This is a genomic window from Chlorobium sp. (assembly GCF_049593655.1).
Taxonomy (GTDB): Bacteria; Bacteroidota; Chlorobiia; order Chlorobiales; family Chlorobiaceae; genus Chlorobium.
Genome location: NZ_JBAWHG010000023.1, coordinates 1 through 17,279, shown reverse-complemented (window position 1 = coordinate 17,279; position 17,279 = coordinate 1). Strand labels below are relative to the sequence as shown.

The following is a 17,279-nucleotide window of genomic DNA, read 5'->3' as shown; positions in this document are numbered from 1 at the left end:
CACACCAGACGGCGCCTGTACTTTTGCCCGGATATACAGGGCTCTGCCATGACGAATGAACGGCGTCCTCCCGAATGCGACCGGTTATATGCTCTGTATGTTCTATATATCTATAGTGGAGACTGAACAATTAGCCTGCTGCTGCGGTTCAGTGAAAAACAGGAAAAACAAACAGCGAACCATCATGAACAAACAGAAAGTACTGGTAGCAGGTGCGTCGGGTTATCTCGGCAGGTATGTGGTGAAAGAATTCGCCGAGCGGGGCTATGCTGTCCGCGCTCTGGTGAGAAACCCGGAAAAGCTTGCGTCCGAAGGCCCCAATCTCGAACCTGCGGTCTCTTCGCTGATCGACGAGGTGGTCAGGGGAGACGCCACGGAACGGGAATCTCTGAAAGACGCCTGCAAGGGCGTCGATATCGTCTTTTCCTGCATGGGCCTTACCAAACCGCAGGACGGCGTCACCAGCGAAGAGATCGATCATCTGGGCAACAGGGCCCTGCTCGAGGACGCGCTGTCGCACGGCGTGAAAAAGTTCATCTACATTTCGGTTTTCAACGCGCAGAAAATGATGGACGTCGATGTCGTCAAAGCCCACGAACATTTCGTTCGCGACCTGCAGTCGGCCCCGATACCCGGCACCGTCATCCGTCCCACGGGCTTCTTTTCCGACATGGGCATGTTTCTCGCGTCAGCTCGATCAGGCCACATGTTCATGCTCGGCGACGGCAGAAACCACGTAAACCCCATCCATGGAGCGGACCTCGCGAAGGTGTGCGTCGATGCGGTGGAAAGCAGCGAAAAAGAGATCAGTGTGGGAGGACCCGCCACCTACAGCTTCAACGAAACCGTCGACATGGCGTTCGAGGCCGTCGGCAAAAATCCCTGGATCACGCACATCCCCTTGTGGGTTGGAGACGCGGCGCTCTTCGTCACCGGCATCGTCAACAAGCCGCTGGCAGGCATCCTTGCTTTCGCGGTATCGGTCAGCGGACTCGACAACGTCGCCCCGGCGACCGGCACGCGCCATCTCGAGGATTTTTACCGCGAACTCGCTGCAAGGGAGGGAGCTAAAGCGTGACCCTTTTTCCCGGAACAGATGTTTTGCCAAAAATCGCTACTATGCCGCCACGAAATTTTGCCTGAACATCTCAAAAAAAGAAGCATCATGAGCGATCTGCCGAACTGCCCCAAATGCAACTCGGAATACACCTACGAGGTTGGTCACCTCCTGACCTGCCCTGAATGCGCCCACGAATGGAGCGGGCCGGAACACGCTCCGGCGGAAGAGAACCGCGTGTGGAAGGATGCGAACGGAAACATCCTGCAGAACGGCGATACCGTGACGGTAATCAAGGATCTCAAGGTCAAAGGTTCGTCATCGTCCGTAAAAGGAGGCACGAAGGTGAAGAACATCCGCCTCATCGAGGGGGATCACGACATCGACTGCAGGATCGACGGCTTCGGAGCGATGCAGCTGAAGTCTGAATTCGTCAGGAAAGCCTGATACGCGCCAAAACGCCGCAGAAACGGTCTTCTTTCTGCGGCGTCACGATGGTTATTGCCGGGACCTCCCGCTGTCGGTTCGCCTCCGGGCTATTTCGAGGGCATACACGACTTTCCGATAAAGATCCTTGTAGCGTCGTCGTTGAAGGTGGTGCCCGTCTGCAGCCGTTTCCATAATTCGGCACAGAACTGATCGCCGGTTTTTGTGATGGTGACCGAGTAGTGAGCCTTTTTCTCGAACGGTCCCAGTTCGCCCAATGTCATCCATTCGGAGCCCTCTGCCACTTGCAGGAAGATCACGTTCTTTCCGGCAGGCACGTCCTTGAATCCGGAGGAACAGCCGTCCCCGCAATGATCAAGATTCTCGGTAAACCCGACGGTATTTACCCTGACCTTTTTCAGCAGCATTCCCGATTTGTTCGTCACCTGGCTGCTTGGCGCACAGCCCGCCGTGACCATAAAAAAAACAAGCGCCGCAGCGGATAACAGAGTCGGTATTTTCATAGCGAGACCTCCAGAGTTTTTAACAGTCTGTTGACGGGGATTGCAAACTGATTGCCGGCGAACCACGGTCCTCCCTGTAAAGATAACATGCAAAACAATCCCGGCCCAACGCAATGAACTCCGGCACCGCTATGGCCGATGGTTGTCCCATCGTTTCATATCCTTCCTGGCCATCTTGACGAAGCGGCCGAATGCCCGGTCCTTTTTCCGTTTGCCGAGGTACGACAGCTCGTGAAACTCCGACTCTTTCCTGAGTTTCAGATAACCGGCATAGCGATCCCGGCTCAACTCGCCGCATGCAATTGCGGCAAGTACTGCACAGCCCGATTCCCCGGTATGACTGCAATCGGCATAGCGGCAGGCCGTGGAGAGTCCGGTAATATCTTCAAACCCTTTGTTTACCCCTTCAGTGGCGCCCAGAAGGCCCAGTTCCCGCATGCCCGGCGTATCGATGAACATGACGCCATCGTCAAGAACGAGAAGCTGGCGGCGCGTCGTGGTGTGCGTGCCCTCTCCCGTACTGCTGACAGCTTTCGTGTCGAGGTCATCCCGTCCGGTGAGACGATTGATCAGGGTACTCTTGCCGACTCCGGAGGAACCGAGCAGGCAATGGATCAGGCCCGGCTGCACTGCCTGTCGGAATTCGTCGAATCCGGAGCCGGTCAGGTTGCTGAGTGCAATCACCCTGGCTGTGATGCCTGCCGCTCTGATGGCCGCAATCTTCCCCTGCAGCTCATCGCCGGAAATCAGGTCGGTTTTGGCAAGAATGACAATCGGCTCCACATGGCCGTCGGCAGCCATGACCAGATACCGGTTCAGTCTCGGCAGGTTGAAGTCGAAGTGGCACGACTGGACGATGAATGCGATATCGATGTTGGCTGCTATCATCTGGTAATCCACTTCCGTTCCGGCACACTTCCGGCGCAAATACGTCTTTCGGGGGAAGAGTCCGTGGATGATTGCCGAAGCGCCGTCATTGTGATACTGCACGGCAACCCGGTCGCCGACACACGGCAAATCGACCGGCGACCCGACATTGAACAGGAACTTCCCCGAAAGTTCGGCAGGAATTTCCCCCTGTTCATTTCTGATCATGCAGGAGTTCCGATCGACTGCAGACACCCGTGCGATGTCTTGGCCCTCGCCGGGAGTGGCGGCGGCATGCGCTTCAAACCAGTGTTCAAAACCAGGATCACTCAATTGCGTCATAGGATGTCACCAGACAGTGTATGGACCGATCGGCCCTGGACAATAAAAGAGAACGATTCCTTTCCGGCAAGGAAAATCCGGAAACTGTTCCGGCAAACAGGTCGGGCGAACCCTCAGGGTTGGGTCCTCGCGGCCCGGATTGCCAGAACGGCGATCGCCGCCCCCACAGAGGCATAGAAAGGCTGCAGCCATGAGATGTACCCCACAAGAAGCACCTGTACAAGGATCCAGACGAGCAGCGCGATGCCTGCGAGGGCGCTACAGGGAATGGAGCATGTCGAGCGAAGGGCGAACCCCAGCAGAGAGACCAGCGATCCGATTCCGAGGCCAAAGAACAGGAAAAGACCGGGAAGGAAAAAGTCATGAAAGGGCGTGCCGGTCAGGATAGCTTTGGACATCTGCAGTCTCCGGCCCCCGGGATCAGCCATGAGCGAGTACCCTCCGTACAACGCGGACACGCCAAGAAACATGAGCAGAAACGCGAGAAGCCGGATTTGGCGGAACGGATATCCGGTGTGCCGAAATGTCATTGATGGACTCCTGAAGTCTGGCTTGAGAAAAGCGCACGGCTCACTGCCGATACACGGCCCCGGTCGGAACCCTCATCGAATATTCCGTCCGCGCCGCCCAGCTAACGGGTCCAGCCGGCAATTGCCGCGACATCCTCTGTCGTCAGCACCCCCGCAGCCTCTTTCAGCCTGATCACGTTAAGGACAAAGAGATACCTGGATTTTGAAAGATTGCGTTTGCTGTCGTACAGGTTTTTCAGAGCGCTCAGTACATCGACATTGCTCCTGAAGCCGGCACCGAACCCCTTTCTTGTGCCGGTCAGGGCAATTTCGTTCGCCTTAACCGCCTGTTCATAGGCCCTGATCTGGGCGATACTGCTGATAATGCCGGTATAATACTTGCGGACATCGAGAGCAAGATTCCTCTCCCGAAGGGAGAGCTGCTCATACGCTCCCCGAAGCTGCCCCGAAGCCTGACGGACCGATGAGCTGACAAAACCTCCCGAATAAAGGGGGATGCTCATCTGCATGCTTATGGCGTAGGTGTCGTATCGGGTCCCGATCGAATAGTTGTTGTCGCTTTCAGAAAACGTTTTCGATGCGACGAGTTCCACTACCGGATAGCGCGCTGCACGACTCTTGTCGATCTGTTTGCGGAAATACGATACATCCTGTGCGGCGGCTTCACGGAGAGGATTGTTTTCGTGGGCAAGCCGTATCCACTGCCCGACGTCGTGCGGCGCCGGAACGGCAAGCACCATTTTTTCGGGAACGAACTCCTGCAATGAATCGGGGTAGACGCCGGTCATGCTCTCAAGCGCCCTGCGATTGACCTCGAGGGTGTTGTTGAACTCCAGCCCTTCGGCAAGAGCCATATCGTAACCCGCCTGGGCCTCACTGACTTCGGTAATGGTACCGAAGCCTGCGGCAAGCCGCCGTTTTGCCTGTGCGAGCTGTTCTTTTGCCGTTTGGACATGCGCACGACTGAATTCCAGATTGTCCCTGGCGTACAGCACATTGATATAGGCTTCGAGCGTCCTGACAAGAAGACTCGATAACTCGCTTTCCAGAACGGCATCGCTTTTGGCGACAACGGCTTTTGCCTGTCCGTAAGACTCGAAATCGGAAAGGTTGAAAACGGACTGCCTGAGCTGGATACTGTAGTTACGGGTATTGTAGGACTGCTCTTTCGAGAGATCGTTCACCAGAGATGTGCTCTCGGTAGTGCTCCTGCCGCTCGCCGCATTAATGCGCAGACTCGGCCTGAAACGCGAGCGGGCCTTGGCGGTCTCCTCTTTCTGCACGGCATGTTCGGCTTCGGCTGCCCGATACCGGGCATCATACTCCAGAGCCCTCTGGCACGCCTCCGAAAGGCCCAGGGCGCCTGCATGCAAAGGCGAAACGCAGAGCAGCATAAAGGCAAGAAGGAACAGGAATGGCTGTCTCGTCATGATTAACCGGCTTTTCTGATAATTTTGCAATCCAAAAAAAACGCACCGCCGCACCCTCACTCCTCCTTCATCGACACCGCGATCCGCCTGATCAGCGGATTGAGCAGATAGGTCAGGAAGGTTCTCTCTCCGGTCTTGATGACCGCCTGAACCGGCATGCCCGGCTGCAGCTGACGGTTCCCCAGCGCCTTCAGTCCGTCGGCGGTGATCGAAACCAGAACGAGATAGTACGATGCTCCGGGCTGAACGGGATTGAGCCTTGGATCGGTAACCAGATCCCTGGAAACGGACTCTACCTTGCCCTCGACGACAAGCTGCGGCGAATGGGCAAACGAATTGAAACGAACGTCTGCTATCAGACCCGAATAGACGCGGTCGACAAGATGCGGGGGAATCCGGACCTCGACCAGCATGGCCTCATCGAGCGGCACGATATCCATCAGCTTTTCGCCGGGCTGAATGACCGCGCCCACAGTCTGAACCCTGAGGCCAATAACCTGGCCGGAAGCCGGAGCCCTGATCTCCGTCATGGCAAGTTCCCCGGCAAGCGCGGCAGACTTCTCGGCGTCGGCCTGCACCTCCCGCTGCACCTGAGCCATCTCGCTCTGCTGGCCGGCTTTTATTTCCGCAAGCTTCATTTCGAGTTCGCGCTGCTGGTTGAGGGGGGCATATCCTTCACGAACGAGATCCCTGATTCCGGTGATCTGTTCCTGCAAAAGCCTCACGATTCGCTCTCTGGAAAGAAACAGCTGCTGCTCGTTCTGCATGAGACGCTGCACCAGAGGCCTGTCCGGATCATCGAGAAGATCCCGGTGAAAACTTATCCTCCCCGAACCGCGCTGTTCGGCAAGCAACCGGCTCTCGGCCGCACGGACGCCAAGATAGTGCTGATGCACCTCCTCGTACCGGGCTTTCGATGTCTGGCTGTCGAGGGTAAAAAGCCTGTCTCCCTCCTTGACCATCTGCCCTTCCCGGACATGCACCGCCTGAACGAGCCCTCCGTGCAGGTGCTGAACGATCTTCGATTTGGTTGCAATGCTCACAATCCCGTCGCAGGGCACGCCCTCATCGAGCGGGGCGAATCCGGCCCAGAGAAGAAAGCCCCCGAATCCGATGATGAGCACGACAATCCCAATCCGAACGGAGCTGAAGCGCTCTCCTGCCGGTCTTTTGCTGTCGGCACTGACCGTTTCGGGACCTGCCGTGCCGATATTGCTCTTTGCTCCAGGAAATGCCATGGTTACACTGTTCTTGTCTCGGTTAAAAAATCAGACTGCGCCTGCAGGCAAGGGGCGAGGTTGTGAGGCCTGAGCGACGGCAACCGCATCGGGCGGCCCGAACAGGGCGATACGTCCGTTTTCCAGCACCAGCAGCAGGTCTGCGGCACCCAGAATGTTTACCCTGTGGGTAACGAGCACAACCGTCTTTCCTGCGGCTTTCAGATTCCGAACGGTCTGGAGGAGCGAGCGCTCTCCGCCGTCGTCGAGATTCGCGTTCGGCTCGTCGAGCACCAGAAAGGCAGGATCGCCATAGAGCGCCCGCGCAAGAGCGATTCGCTGGCGCTGACCACCAGAAAGCACCCCTCCGGCCTCTCCGATTTCGGTATCGTAACCCCTGGGAAAACGAAGGATCATCTCGTGAATGCCCGTCTTGCGGGCGGCCTCGATAACCTTGCGGGCATCAACTTCGGCAAACCGGGCTATATTTTCCGCAATCGTACCGTCAAACAGCTCCACATCCTGCGGAAGATAGCCGATATGCGGGCCAAGCTGCATCCTGTCCCAGCTCTGCAGCGGTTCGTTATCCAGCAGCACGTTGCCCTGCACTTCGGGCCAGACCCCGACAAGACAGCGGGCAAGCGTTGATTTGCCTGAACCGGAAGGACCAAGAACCGCAACAACGGTACCCGCAGGAATGTCGAGCGTCACGTCCTGCAGAATCGGCGCCGGACGACCCGCTGCCGTTGCCGAAAGCCCTTCGAGCCTGAGGGCTCCCCGAGGGTCGCCATGAACTGCCCCACGGGTGCGCCGGGGATATTCGTCAAGCAGCCTGTCGAGCTGCCTCATGGACATCCGGGCCTGAATAAAGAGCTGCCAGGTGGCGATGATCTGATCGAGAGGCTGCAAAGCGCGGGCCATCAGCACATTGCCCGCGATCATGGCTCCCGGCGTCAGTTTGCCGTCGATTACCAGCAGCGCGCCAGCGCCGAGGGTGAACGACTGCATGCAGTAACGGACAAACTTCGAAAACGACTGCTGGCGGTGCAACCGCTGCCGGGAATCTTCGTTTTGCGCGAGCGAGGCTTCGTGACACTCAACCCATCGGTCCCGCATATGAGGAACCATCCCCATGGCGTGAACCGCTTCGATGTTGCGCAGCTTGCTCTGCACAAAGGTGTTGCTGCTTGCTGCCGAGTTTGTTTCATCCTCGATCCCCTTGACCGCCACACGGTTTGCCGTATAGGTAACAACAAGCTGAACGCAGGCAAAAAGCAACGAAAGCCAGCCCAGATAAGGATGAAGCAGAAACGTTATGAGGATGTAAACGGGAATCCAGGGAAGATCAAAAAAAGAGATGATGCCGTTCCCGGTAAAAAACTGACGAACCGTCACGAGATCCGAAAGCGGATTGAGCGACTTCTGGGCGGCATTGCGCAGATAGGATTCGAAGCTCGAGTGAAAAACCTGAGCACTCAGCTCTTCATCGAGCCTGACTCCGATACGGACAAGCAGCCTCGAACGCAGCCATTCGGCATAAGCCATGGCTGCATAAAACAGGATCAGCACCAGGGTGATAACGAGCAGCGTAAGCTCGTTCCGGCTGACAAGAACGCGGTCGTAGACCTGCAGCATGTACATCGTGGGCGTCAGAAGCAGCAGGTTGGCAATCAGGCTGAAAATACCGGCCAGGATAAATTCCTTCCTGAAAGCGGCAATGCTTTTTCCGAGAGCGCCGCCCTGCATCCCCTTCCTTTTCATGCCGCTCCTCCCGCAAACTGCACCGGTGCGACTGCGCCATTGACGGCAGTTTCAGGCTGCAGTGCGGCAAGAACCTCTTCGCACCTGCCCGATTTCTGAATCCTGCCGTCGGCAAGTACGAGCATATACTCGACAGCCGAGAGAATATTCCTGCGGTGAGTGATCACAATCACGGTGCTGCCGTGAGCCTTGAGCGCACCGATGGTATGCAGAAGCGCTGCGTCTCCCGCCTGGTCGAGGCTTGCATCCGGTTCATCGAGAACGACGAATTTCGGCATTCCGTAAACCGCCCTCGCCAGAGCCACCCGCTGGCGTTCACCGCCGGAAAGAAAGGCCCCGCCATCACCCACCAGCGTATCGATGCCTTCGGGCAACGAGTCGATAAAGGACTCAAGCCCAACCATCCGGCAGGCAAGCAAAACCTTCTGCGTATCGGGAGCGCCGAATCGCCGGATATTCTCGGCAATCGAACCTTCGAACAGTTCACTATTCTGAGGCAGATAGCCGATATTCGGGCCAAGCTCGTCCTTGTTCCAAGCATGGACGTCACTCCCATCAAGCCTGACCTTGCCGCTCATGGCTGGCCATATGCCTACGAGAAGACGCGCAAGCGTTGTCTTCCCTGAAGCCGAAGGACCTGCTATGGCCAGCGTCCCGCCTGGAGCAACCCGAAAACTGATCCCCTTGAGAATCTGCACCCCGCTTTTCGGCGGCCCGGCAATAACCCCTTCAACCGAAAGCGCGCCGGCAGGAGCCGGCAGGGACATCGTTTTTTCGGGTAACGGAAAATCCCGAAAAAGGGCATCGAGGCGCACAAAGGCCTCGCGAAAGGCTTCCACCTGCTTCCAGCCGGCAATAACCTGCACAAGAGGTGAAAGCACCCTGCCGCCGAGAATTGAAGCGACAATCATTCCCGAGCCGCCCAGTTCCCCGCGAATTGCAAGAAAACCGCCGAACCCGAGCAACAGTGAGCTCACGAGCCCCTGGGCCATTTTTGAAAGGGAGGCGTTGTTTCCCGCATAATCCGAAGCCTGCGCCTGATGATGAAGAAAACCGTTCTGCCTTATCTGCCAGCGTTCGTAGATATGATCGAGCATCCCCATCGATTCGATAACCTGCGCATTGCGGATCACGCCATTGGCATAGGCCTGAGATGCCATCGCATGGCGACCGGCAAGTTCGAGCGGTTCACGGACTCGCCGTTCGTTGATAAAACCGATCAGGAACTGAACGAGGGCTCCTCCCAGGGAAAACCAGCCAAGAAAAGGGTTCATCAGAAAAATGAGGATGAGCACGAGCAGGGCGAAAGGCACGTCAACAAAGGAGAGGAAGGCCTGAGAAGAGAGGAACTCCCGCAACGTTTTCAGATCCTTCAGGTACTGAACTCCGACGGCTGCGTTATTCTGAAGCCGGGATGCGAACGTGGCATGAAAAACATGCCCCTGCAAATATCTGTCGAGCTGGAGACCCGCATCGTGCATGACCTGACGCCGCACCCATTCGAGCACCTCGAGCAGCAGGTACAAGGCCGCCACAAGCAGGGTCAGCATCAAGAGGGTCCTGTGGTTGCGGCTGTTCACCACCCGGTCGTAAACCTCGAGCATATAACCGCTCGGCGCCAGCACGAGGAGGTTGGTGAAAAAACTGAAAAAAGCAACCTGTTTTATCGACGGAACGAGCAAACGCAGGGCTTCATGAAGAGGCCCGTGGGCGAACGGTCGTTTTCCAGACGGGCCTGGCTTCATGGTCAAACGGTAAACTGCTGTAATTACATACGTTCAGCCTCCGGCAACAAGAGTATCCGAGGGGCCGTACGATTCCAATCTTATGCGGATCAAAATAACAACCGTTTGTTCTGCTGCACTCCAGTTCACAAAAGAGTAACAGAAGGCGCGCCCTGGCGCCTTCAGGCACACGATGCTTTTCCGGAAAAGATGAGGGGTTCCTGAGGAAAAAGGCGGGGAACAGCGGCAACATGCCGCTGCGCAGGCTGCGGAAAACCGCTCACGGCATAACCTGCAGGTTCGCGTGCGCGACCCAGCGCCACCCTTCGGGCGTCTCCTGGAACACGGAAAGCCTGCGGGCCGGCTTTCCGGGAAGGCGCTTGCCTCCGACGGTCTCCTCCGCGCTTGCCGTATAGGTCACGACGAGGACGCTCCCGCTGCGACTTTCAACGAAGTCACCCAGCACCGGGGAGGCCATACCGAGCCCCTTGATCAGTTCGATCTGCTGGTCGCAGTTGCGGGCGCCATCCTGATGGACGGACTGGAATTCGGGCGAGATGATCTTCCGGATCGCCGGGATGTCAGCGGACTTCATGTCGGCGAAAAGCTGCCTGACAAGCTTTTCGCCGGTTTGCCGGACGGGTTCTGCTGCGCGAAGCGGCATGGCGCAAAAAAGCGAAAAAACAAGGGCGAAAAGGATTCCCGGTGCAGACATGAGGACCTCCTGCGATGGTTGTTGGGGAAAAAGGTACCGATACTCAGTCCATGATGGTGATGCAATCCGAATTTTTTGGCGGAGCTTCCGGGTACGGTTCCGCCGGCCAGCCGAAAACGGCTGCCGCGTAGGGTTGGTGACCATCCGGAAATGCGACGCCGAGTTCCCGGAAGATGGCCTTGCCTTTTTCGGTGGCGTGGAACATCATGACGGCATGCGTCCAGCAGCTTCCGATACCGAGCGAGGCAGCGGCAAGCATCATGTTCTCCATGGCGAGGGTGCAGTCGTACTGCGCGGCGATAGCACCGGGATTGCCGGAGATGATGACCATCAGCGGAGCATGGTAGAAAACACAGAATCCCTCCTGTTTTGCAACCTCCCTCAGGGCTTCGACATTCGACTGGAGAAAGGCGCTTTTGCAGTTTTCCTCGAGCTTCCGAAGCAGTTCGGGGTTCCGGATAGCCGTGAAGTGCCACGGCTGCTGATTCATTGCGCTGGGGGCATAACGGGCGGCTTCGAGCATCTCTGCGAGTTCGGCCTGACCGACCGCATCGGGCCTATAGATGCGCACGCTTCTCCGCCTGAGTATCGTCGATATGGTCTCGTTCATGGTTTCCCTGATTTTGTTTCGCGATTGCTCCTGTTCCGTAAAGGACTGACTTACCCGCCTTCTTTCGTTCTCATCCTGTACCCCAACCCTGAAAACGAAGCGATCAGCGTACCGTCTTCATCTTTTATTTCCACTTTATACCCGCATATCTTTTTCTGCCGGCTCTCCGCTTTCGCTTCCGCCCTGATAGCTGTTCCTTTTGGGGCATTGAAATAGGAGATCGAGGCGTTTATTCCTACCGTAGTACTTCCGTCGGCATTACACGCCGCAGCAAACGCATAATCGGCGAGCGTAAATATCACACCGCCCTGAACAAGACCTATCCCGTTTTTATGCTTCTCCTCTATTGCCAGTTCAACCAGCGCATATCCCGGATATACCTCAACGATCTCAATTCCCAACAGTTGTGCAAACCTGTCGTTTTTCACATTTCTAATGTATTCGTCGTTCATCTGCATCCCTGATTAAAAGTTACTGCCTGCGCGACGGAGCCGTTCCTGCAGAAAACAGGCGGATACGTCCAAAACCGGATTTCCTGAAAGATAACCATTGACAAGATAAGCCGCCATTGCCGCAATCAGTACCGGAAATACCCTTGCGGGCGCTTGCTGCCGCTCAAACGCCCGCCCGATCCTGACCGCCGCCAGGAAAGACGGTATTGCTTCCGGCACACTGGCAAGTTCCTTCGCCGATACTGGCGGATGAGCGTGTCAGTTATGGTGCGATGCTTTCATCCTGAACGACCGGGCCATCTTCTCAAAAACAGGGATATACGCCTGTTTCTCTTTCGAATGGACAAGCCCCTGAATCACGCAGTATCCCGAACCGTCAAACAGAAGAACCTGATAGATGGTCAGAGGGGTTGCTGCAGCCTCCCCCTCTCCAACGGCAATGGTCTCAATTCCCGGCATACCGTCAATGGTGACAGGCTTGCTCGAACTGACGGAAATGTTCCTCAGCCCGGCGGAGGCTCTTATACGATCCTCCGCGAAAATTTTCTTGTCAGCTATAGCCATGCCTTTCGAGAACGACGGGGCGAAAACCATCAGCGGAACGGTCTCCTCTTTTACGGGAAACACGCCTTCAGGCGTCAGAAGCATGACCTGACCGATGACACTCGCCACCTTGAAGGGAGGAACCGGCGCTGCGGTATAGTCAAGCGCCTCAGCCGGATCGCCAGCCTTCACGATTCTGGCGGACAGAAGCGCCTGTTTAAGCTGTTTGCCCTGCATCGCCGACGTCTCCGGATACGAGGCGACAATAACCGTTGTGGCTCCGGAATGGTCGACTGCGACGATCCACTTCCTGAACAACGTTCCGTAGACATGCTGTTCAGCTTCAAGCAAAATTCCCGGATGACCGTCAATCTTGAGCGGCTGCCTGCTCAGAATCATCATATTTTGTGTCTTCATCCGCTGCTTGTCGGCAAATCCTGACGTAGCAGCTTCAAATGGCCCCGGAATTTCGGTAACCATGATGGAGGAACCCGAGGCTTCGTTGGTGAAACCCGGAAAGCGGTCGGCAGCGACATAACCGGCCGGAGGACGCATGCTCACCGAGGTGCCGGGGATCTGGTACGCCATCGCGTTTGTGGCCATGAACATTGAAACGAAAAAACACGTTGCGAACCACCGAACAATCACGTCCTTTTGCACCATAAAAAAAATGGTTTGATTAACCGAAAACGCTGATGAACTGAAACAGATCGGTCATCCCTCAGAGTCCACCGGTTCAGCCGTTTATTTAATCGGCAACCGACATTTCAGCCACAAAACTCTCCTGGATTTTCTGCATTTCCGGAGCGATCCTTTCGGTCATTTTTTGCATATCCTGCATGGTTTTCTGCATCAGCACCGGCATTTTGTAAATAACGGCCTGTCCGGCAGGCGTTTCGTAAAAGGAAAGCATGCCGGCAACTTCCTCCTCGGTAAACGATTCCCGGAAAAGGCGGATATACATTGGTTCGAGCTTTTCCCACTCCAGTTCCCGGTGCATGAGAGCAACCGTTCTGCTTTTCATCTTCCCTATAGCTTTCTGCTGTCTGGCCGTTGGAGTCTTTCCCGCCAAAACCTGCCGCATCGTATTGTTCATCAGCGAATCAAGCTGAACGCCAATGCCGTCAACCAGCTTTTTCGTTTGCGTGACCGCAAGCAACTGCTTTATCGAACTTTCACTTGCAGGTGCCGCCATCGCGCTCGTTGAACAAAACAGAAAAACTATCAGGATATTGCCAAAAACCCTCATGTAATCGCCCTTGATTATGGTTTGAGATAAACGACCGGCGCACGGAAACGGCAAAAAAAGCGGAAACCTGCCGGGTAGGAAAAAATAGGAAAAACGGGGAAAGTCCGCAACTCCGTAAACTTACGGTTCACACCGTTTCACGATCCGGTCTCCCGCCGGGCAGCCTTACCGGCACCAGTTATTCCTGTTTCCCGGATCTGTCGGATCACAGTCCAGGGACATGTCGTCCAGATAGAACCTTCGCTGCAGGGAAAGCTTCTCCCACGATACGTTCGGCTTCGAATCCGAAAAGGCGTTCAATTCTGTCGTGATCTTTTTCCTTTCTGTAAGGTAGTTTATGCTGAAGTCGGACTGTTCGCCGCTGCTTCTGGAAAACTCCGAGCGGTCGTAACCGATCAGGCGGAATCGCGCCCCTTCAGGACGAAACGTGAACGTTTCATGCGTCACCCCATAGCTGCCGCAGCTCAGCCACGTATGCAGTTCGATCACCAGATTCCCCCGTTTTATCGAGACCCCGCCGCCATCGAGACGGTCGGCCAGGCACGGGACCTCTTCGTCATGTTCGCTCGGCAGCAGGTCATCCCTGCCGAAAATTTTTCTGAACCCGCCGGGCGTTCCGAACAGAATGATGAGACGGCGCGGATTCAGATTGAGCACGGATGCACCGGGAGATTCCCTGTTTTGCCTGTACTTGGCAGGGTCTGTCCGTTCGGCGACAAGCGCCACATCCTCAAGTCCGTCCCTGTTCAAATCTCCCGATGTGTGCGCAATGAGCTTCCAGCCTTCGGGTATCCACTCGGCAAAAGGATGCGTATCTCCTGCGAAGGCAGGCGCAGTCAGGAAAAACAGAAGCAAAATCAGCGGGGTTTTCATATCCGTATCCGGCAAAAAGGGTTATCGATGGAAGCCATGAACACCGAGGTTAACGATATCGTTGCAATATATGAAGCGGCACTTTTTCATACATTATCAAGGGTGAGGGTAACAAAAACTTGTCGAACAACTGATATCGTACTCCTCTCATGAAATGCAGGATTCTCTTCTTAGCCTTATTGCTTCCGCTCTGGCTGCCAATGTATGGCTGCAGCACCATGCAGCCGGCAGCCGACGTCACATTGCAGCCACCCGCTGCGGGCATAAGCGGAATGGCGCAGATCGACGGCAATTCCTGGCTCGTCGTTCACGATGCGCTGTCGTTTGAAAAGGGCCCAAGAATGTCGATCATCACGCTGTCGGCAGACGCAGCCCCGGTTCTCCATCCTGTCACTGTTGACTCCTGGCAGGACGCCGACGGCAGGGCGAGCGATCTCGAGGCGCTGTGTCCGGTTCCCTCGCGACCGGGCGAATACCTTATGGCTGAATCGGGAACATGGCAGGGAAAGAACGGGCGACTATTTCATCTTCGCCTCGACGCATCGACAAAACAGGCGGTAATTCTTGGCGTCATGAAGCTGCCGGTATTGGCCGACAACAAACCTCATCAGGTTGGCGATCAGTATGAAGGCCTTGCCTGTAGTAAAGGCACTGACGGCCGATTATTGCTGCTGCTTGGCGAAAGAGGCGGATCGCAACGATTTCCGGATGGCGTTATTCGATGGGGCGTTCTTGATCTCGATCGCCATGAGCTGCAGTTCACCGGAAAGGGGCTTGAGGGCGTAAAAATCAACGCTCCCGGCAAATGGAAAAACAGACTCACGAACCGCGATATCAGCGACATGTATATCTCGCCTGAAGGTAAAATCTGGCTATCGGCCGCAGAGGACAACGGCGATAACGGACCGTTCACGTCGGTGATCTACTCTCCGGGCAGGATTTCCGGAAATTTCAGCCTTCCTGTTATTGCCGACCGGCATCCTGAAGTCTGGCGGACTGTCGCTTCTGTAAAGATCGAGGCGCTGAGCGGACCTGCCGAATCCGTCGCAGGAAGCCGGATGAGCATCGGCAGCGACGACGAGAATTATGGCAGCATATGGCGGCCTGTGGAATAATCGGTCGAAACAGCATGGCTTTGCAGGTTACGGAGCAGCGACCCGAAGTCCGCCATTCCTGTTTTCCTGTTTGACTTCACGGCAAACACCGTGGGAACAACCTTACTGAAAACGGGGAATGGAGAATTTTTCAAGTACCATCATTGTAATAGTTCGATAGAAATAATTATCTTTACCCTTATACCTCATCCGGACAAGAACTGACTCAACTCCATGAGTATTGGCTCCGCTGTTCAGTAGTTCCTACCGTTTCTTTTTGTAGTACAGAAGTGACCGACAAGAACTTGTTTTGCTTTTCATTTGCTTTAACCACAAACAATGGAGGTTGAAATGAACAGCTTTGAAGGGTATCTGTTTTCAAAACTTGCAAATATCGGCACTAAATCGGAAGGTCCGGTCTATTTTCTCCAGCAGTTCGATGAAAAAGAACTTCATGTCATCAAACAGGCAAATCTCTGGCAGGAAGACAGCAAGCTGCACCCGTTCCTGAATAAAAAAGTCAAGATCGAAGGGGAAATGAGTCCAGAGGGCATTGCGTATACATCAATCAGTGCATGGCAATAAACAGCGCCAATCGATGAGTTTCCTGAAGGAGTCTGCATGTAAATCCCGCAAATGATATCATCTGTCGTGCCATGAGAGCCCTGCTCATGGCACACAGTAATCACATAGAATCAGGGGACGACATGCACTTCTATCACTTTCCACCCCACCTAACACAGATTTTCGACTACTTCCAGCGCCAGCAACCCCGACAGACCTGACCCTCGCCGCAAGGACTTCACCACCCATCTTTCCCCATAAGTACTCAAAACAAGCACCTTCCCCTACCTCCCCACCGTTATTGTTGTCAAATCCTACAGCTTTGTTGTCAACAAGCATCATTTATATTGTCAACATATAATCATATATTGTTGTCATCAAGACAATATGAATACGACATGGCGGGCAAATGAGAGAACGAACAACTGAAATAAGAAACTACATGCTGACAGCTTGCAGGGACAGGTCGCTCAATGTCGCCGCGGAGACTGCAAGGCATTTCAAAATCTCACGACAGGCGGCTTCACGGCACCTGCATGCACTCGAAGAAGCCGGACTCGTCAGATCGGAGGGGACGAAAAACGTCAAAAAATCGACACTTATCCCTCTTAAGCAAACATCCTGGACATTCCGGTTGGCTGGCCTGAAAGAGGATGTGGTATGGCTTGAATCGATAGCTCCCCTGATTGCAGATTTGCCGGGGAATGTCCGCGAAATATGGCAATACGGTGCGACAGAAATGATCAACAACGCTCTTGATCACTCAGAGGGACTTAACCTGTCAATTTACTTTTCAAGAAACGCAATAGACTGCGAACTGACGATTACTGACGATGGCGAGGGCATCTTCCACCGTATTCAACGATTGACCGGCCTGTATGATGCACGGGAATCAATCCTTGAGCTTGCCAAGGGCAAGCTGACAACCGACCCGCAGAACCATTCCGGCGAAGGTATATTTTTTACATCGAGGGCATTCGACAGCTTCGCTATCATCTCAAGAAATCTGTACTTCACCCACCAGACAGAAAAAGATGACTGGCTGATCGATATCGACTCTGATACACCGGGCACGAGCATTTATCTCAGATTGAGCAACACCTGCCCACGAACCATGAAGGAACTCTATGACGAGTATGCAGAGCCGGACGAGTATTCCTTCAACAAAACAAGGGTTCCGGTAAAGCTGGCCCGATATGAGGGAGAAAAGCTCGTATCCCGATCGCAGGCAAAGAGGCTCGTGTCGCGCTTCGAGAAGTTCTCAACCGTAATCCTTGATTTTGAAGACGTTGAAGAAATCG

18 protein-coding genes are annotated in these 17,279 nt (G+C 55.0%); 5 read left to right on the top strand and 13 right to left on the bottom strand.

Translation table 11 applies throughout. From position 1 onward, the window contains the following. The first annotated feature begins 184 nt into the window (after window positions 1-184). Together WBP50_RS03555 and WBP50_RS03550 are read left to right on the top strand one after the other, a co-directional pair. The gene (locus WBP50_RS03555) at window positions 185-1,078 is read left to right on the top strand and encodes an SDR family oxidoreductase (RefSeq protein WP_423931717.1); all 894 of its coding nucleotides are present in this window, start codon (window positions 185-187) and stop codon (window positions 1,076-1,078) included. A gap of 87 nt (window positions 1,079-1,165) precedes the next feature. After that, window positions 1,166-1,504, top strand: coding sequence for a zinc ribbon domain-containing protein YjdM (locus tag WBP50_RS03550; RefSeq protein WP_423931716.1), 339 nt, complete (start codon window positions 1,166-1,168; stop codon window positions 1,502-1,504). Window positions 1,505-1,593: 89 nt separating this feature from the next. Here the strand turns inward: WBP50_RS03550 and WBP50_RS03545 are convergent, their stop codons facing one another. The 13 genes from WBP50_RS03545 to WBP50_RS03485 form a co-directional block, all read right to left on the bottom strand. Continuing rightward, window positions 1,594-2,007 carry a hypothetical protein gene (locus tag WBP50_RS03545; RefSeq protein ID WP_423931715.1) on the bottom strand — a complete coding sequence of 138 codons (414 nt, stop codon included), beginning with the start codon at window positions 2,005-2,007 and terminating at the stop codon, window positions 1,594-1,596. Between the two features lie 129 nt (window positions 2,008-2,136). Beyond that, window positions 2,137-3,216 (bottom strand): ribosome small subunit-dependent GTPase A, encoded by a 1,080-nt coding sequence (rsgA, locus tag WBP50_RS03540; protein WP_423931713.1) that lies wholly within the window; start codon window positions 3,214-3,216, stop codon window positions 2,137-2,139. A 113-nt stretch (window positions 3,217-3,329) separates the two neighbouring features. After that, entirely contained in the window at window positions 3,330-3,746 is a 417-nt protein-coding gene (locus WBP50_RS03535) for a hypothetical protein (protein ID WP_423931712.1), read from the bottom strand. Between the two features lie 101 nt (window positions 3,747-3,847). Then, on the bottom strand, window positions 3,848-5,176 hold the full coding sequence (locus WBP50_RS03530; protein ID WP_423931711.1) for a TolC family outer membrane protein: 1,329 nt from the start codon (window positions 5,174-5,176) through the stop codon (window positions 3,848-3,850). 56 nt (window positions 5,177-5,232) lie between these two features. Then, window positions 5,233-6,414, bottom strand: a complete 1,182-nt coding sequence (locus WBP50_RS03525; protein ID WP_423931709.1) for an HlyD family efflux transporter periplasmic adaptor subunit — start codon at window positions 6,412-6,414, stop codon at window positions 5,233-5,235. A 30-nt stretch (window positions 6,415-6,444) separates the two neighbouring features. Beyond that, entirely contained in the window at window positions 6,445-8,154 is a 1,710-nt protein-coding gene (locus WBP50_RS03520; protein ID WP_423931708.1) for a type I secretion system permease/ATPase, read from the bottom strand. Beyond that, entirely contained in the window at window positions 8,151-9,899 is a 1,749-nt protein-coding gene (locus WBP50_RS03515) for a type I secretion system permease/ATPase (RefSeq protein WP_423931706.1), read from the bottom strand. The genes WBP50_RS03520 and WBP50_RS03515 overlap by 4 nt, the downstream gene beginning before the upstream one ends. Window positions 9,900-10,158: 259 nt before the next feature. Then, entirely contained in the window at window positions 10,159-10,593 is a 435-nt protein-coding gene (locus tag WBP50_RS03510) for a nuclear transport factor 2 family protein (protein WP_423931704.1), read from the bottom strand. 43 nt (window positions 10,594-10,636) lie between these two features. Next, window positions 10,637-11,203 (bottom strand): nitroreductase family protein, encoded by a 567-nt coding sequence (locus WBP50_RS03505; RefSeq protein ID WP_423931703.1) that lies wholly within the window; start codon window positions 11,201-11,203, stop codon window positions 10,637-10,639. Window positions 11,204-11,253: 50 nt separating this feature from the next. Continuing rightward, complete coding sequence (locus WBP50_RS03500) at window positions 11,254-11,655, bottom strand: PaaI family thioesterase (protein WP_423931702.1); 402 nt, start codon at window positions 11,653-11,655, stop codon at window positions 11,254-11,256. A 258-nt stretch (window positions 11,656-11,913) separates the two neighbouring features. Further along, window positions 11,914-12,801: a hypothetical protein gene (locus WBP50_RS03495; RefSeq protein ID WP_423931701.1), complete on the bottom strand. Its 888-nt coding sequence runs from the start codon at window positions 12,799-12,801 to the stop codon at window positions 11,914-11,916. Window positions 12,802-12,946: 145 nt separating this feature from the next. Then, entirely contained in the window at window positions 12,947-13,393 is a 447-nt protein-coding gene (locus tag WBP50_RS03490; protein WP_423931699.1) for a DUF2059 domain-containing protein, read from the bottom strand. Between the two features lie 219 nt (window positions 13,394-13,612). Next, on the bottom strand, window positions 13,613-14,320 hold the full coding sequence (locus WBP50_RS03485; protein ID WP_423931698.1) for a hypothetical protein: 708 nt from the start codon (window positions 14,318-14,320) through the stop codon (window positions 13,613-13,615). A gap of 149 nt (window positions 14,321-14,469) precedes the next feature. Here WBP50_RS03485 and WBP50_RS03480 point away from each other — a divergent pair, with 149 nt between their 5' ends. From WBP50_RS03480 to WBP50_RS03470, 3 genes are all read left to right on the top strand, one after another. After that, window positions 14,470-15,435, top strand: coding sequence for a hypothetical protein (locus WBP50_RS03480; protein WP_423931697.1), 966 nt, complete (start codon window positions 14,470-14,472; stop codon window positions 15,433-15,435). 330 nt (window positions 15,436-15,765) lie between these two features. Then, window positions 15,766-15,999 carry a hypothetical protein gene (locus tag WBP50_RS03475; RefSeq protein WP_423931695.1) on the top strand — a complete coding sequence of 78 codons (234 nt, stop codon included), beginning with the start codon at window positions 15,766-15,768 and terminating at the stop codon, window positions 15,997-15,999. Between the two features lie 388 nt (window positions 16,000-16,387). Further along, a partial coding sequence (locus tag WBP50_RS03470) for a helix-turn-helix domain-containing protein (RefSeq protein ID WP_423931694.1) occupies window positions 16,388-17,279 on the top strand: 892 nt, incomplete at its 3' end.

Excerpts from the sequence above, each read along its gene's own strand:
- WBP50_RS03555 (WP_423931717.1), top strand. The coding sequence starts at position 185 with ATGAACAAACAGAAAGTACTGGTAGCAGGTGCGTCGGGTTATCTCGGC.
- WBP50_RS03550 (WP_423931716.1), top strand. The coding sequence starts at position 1,166 with ATGAGCGATCTGCCGAACTGCCCCAAATGCAACTCGGAATACACCTAC.
- WBP50_RS03545 (WP_423931715.1), bottom strand. The coding sequence starts at position 2,007 with ATGAAAATACCGACTCTGTTATCCGCTGCGGCGCTTGTTTTTTTTATG.
- rsgA (WP_423931713.1), bottom strand. The coding sequence starts at position 3,216 with ATGACGCAATTGAGTGATCCTGGTTTTGAACACTGGTTTGAAGCGCAT.
- WBP50_RS03535 (WP_423931712.1), bottom strand. The coding sequence starts at position 3,746 with ATGACATTTCGGCACACCGGATATCCGTTCCGCCAAATCCGGCTTCTC.
- WBP50_RS03530 (WP_423931711.1), bottom strand. The coding sequence starts at position 5,176 with ATGACGAGACAGCCATTCCTGTTCCTTCTTGCCTTTATGCTGCTCTGC.
- WBP50_RS03525 (WP_423931709.1), bottom strand. The coding sequence starts at position 6,414 with ATGGCATTTCCTGGAGCAAAGAGCAATATCGGCACGGCAGGTCCCGAA.
- WBP50_RS03520 (WP_423931708.1), bottom strand. The coding sequence starts at position 8,154 with ATGAAAAGGAAGGGGATGCAGGGCGGCGCTCTCGGAAAAAGCATTGCC.
- WBP50_RS03515 (WP_423931706.1), bottom strand. The coding sequence starts at position 9,899 with ATGAAGCCAGGCCCGTCTGGAAAACGACCGTTCGCCCACGGGCCTCTT.
- WBP50_RS03510 (WP_423931704.1), bottom strand. The coding sequence starts at position 10,593 with ATGTCTGCACCGGGAATCCTTTTCGCCCTTGTTTTTTCGCTTTTTTGC.
- WBP50_RS03505 (WP_423931703.1), bottom strand. The coding sequence starts at position 11,203 with ATGAACGAGACCATATCGACGATACTCAGGCGGAGAAGCGTGCGCATC.
- WBP50_RS03500 (WP_423931702.1), bottom strand. The coding sequence starts at position 11,655 with ATGAACGACGAATACATTAGAAATGTGAAAAACGACAGGTTTGCACAA.
- WBP50_RS03495 (WP_423931701.1), bottom strand. The coding sequence starts at position 12,801 with ATGGCCACAAACGCGATGGCGTACCAGATCCCCGGCACCTCGGTGAGC.
- WBP50_RS03490 (WP_423931699.1), bottom strand. The coding sequence starts at position 13,393 with ATGGCGGCACCTGCAAGTGAAAGTTCGATAAAGCAGTTGCTTGCGGTC.
- WBP50_RS03485 (WP_423931698.1), bottom strand. The coding sequence starts at position 14,320 with ATGAAAACCCCGCTGATTTTGCTTCTGTTTTTCCTGACTGCGCCTGCC.
- WBP50_RS03480 (WP_423931697.1), top strand. The coding sequence starts at position 14,470 with ATGAAATGCAGGATTCTCTTCTTAGCCTTATTGCTTCCGCTCTGGCTG.
- WBP50_RS03475 (WP_423931695.1), top strand. The coding sequence starts at position 15,766 with ATGAACAGCTTTGAAGGGTATCTGTTTTCAAAACTTGCAAATATCGGC.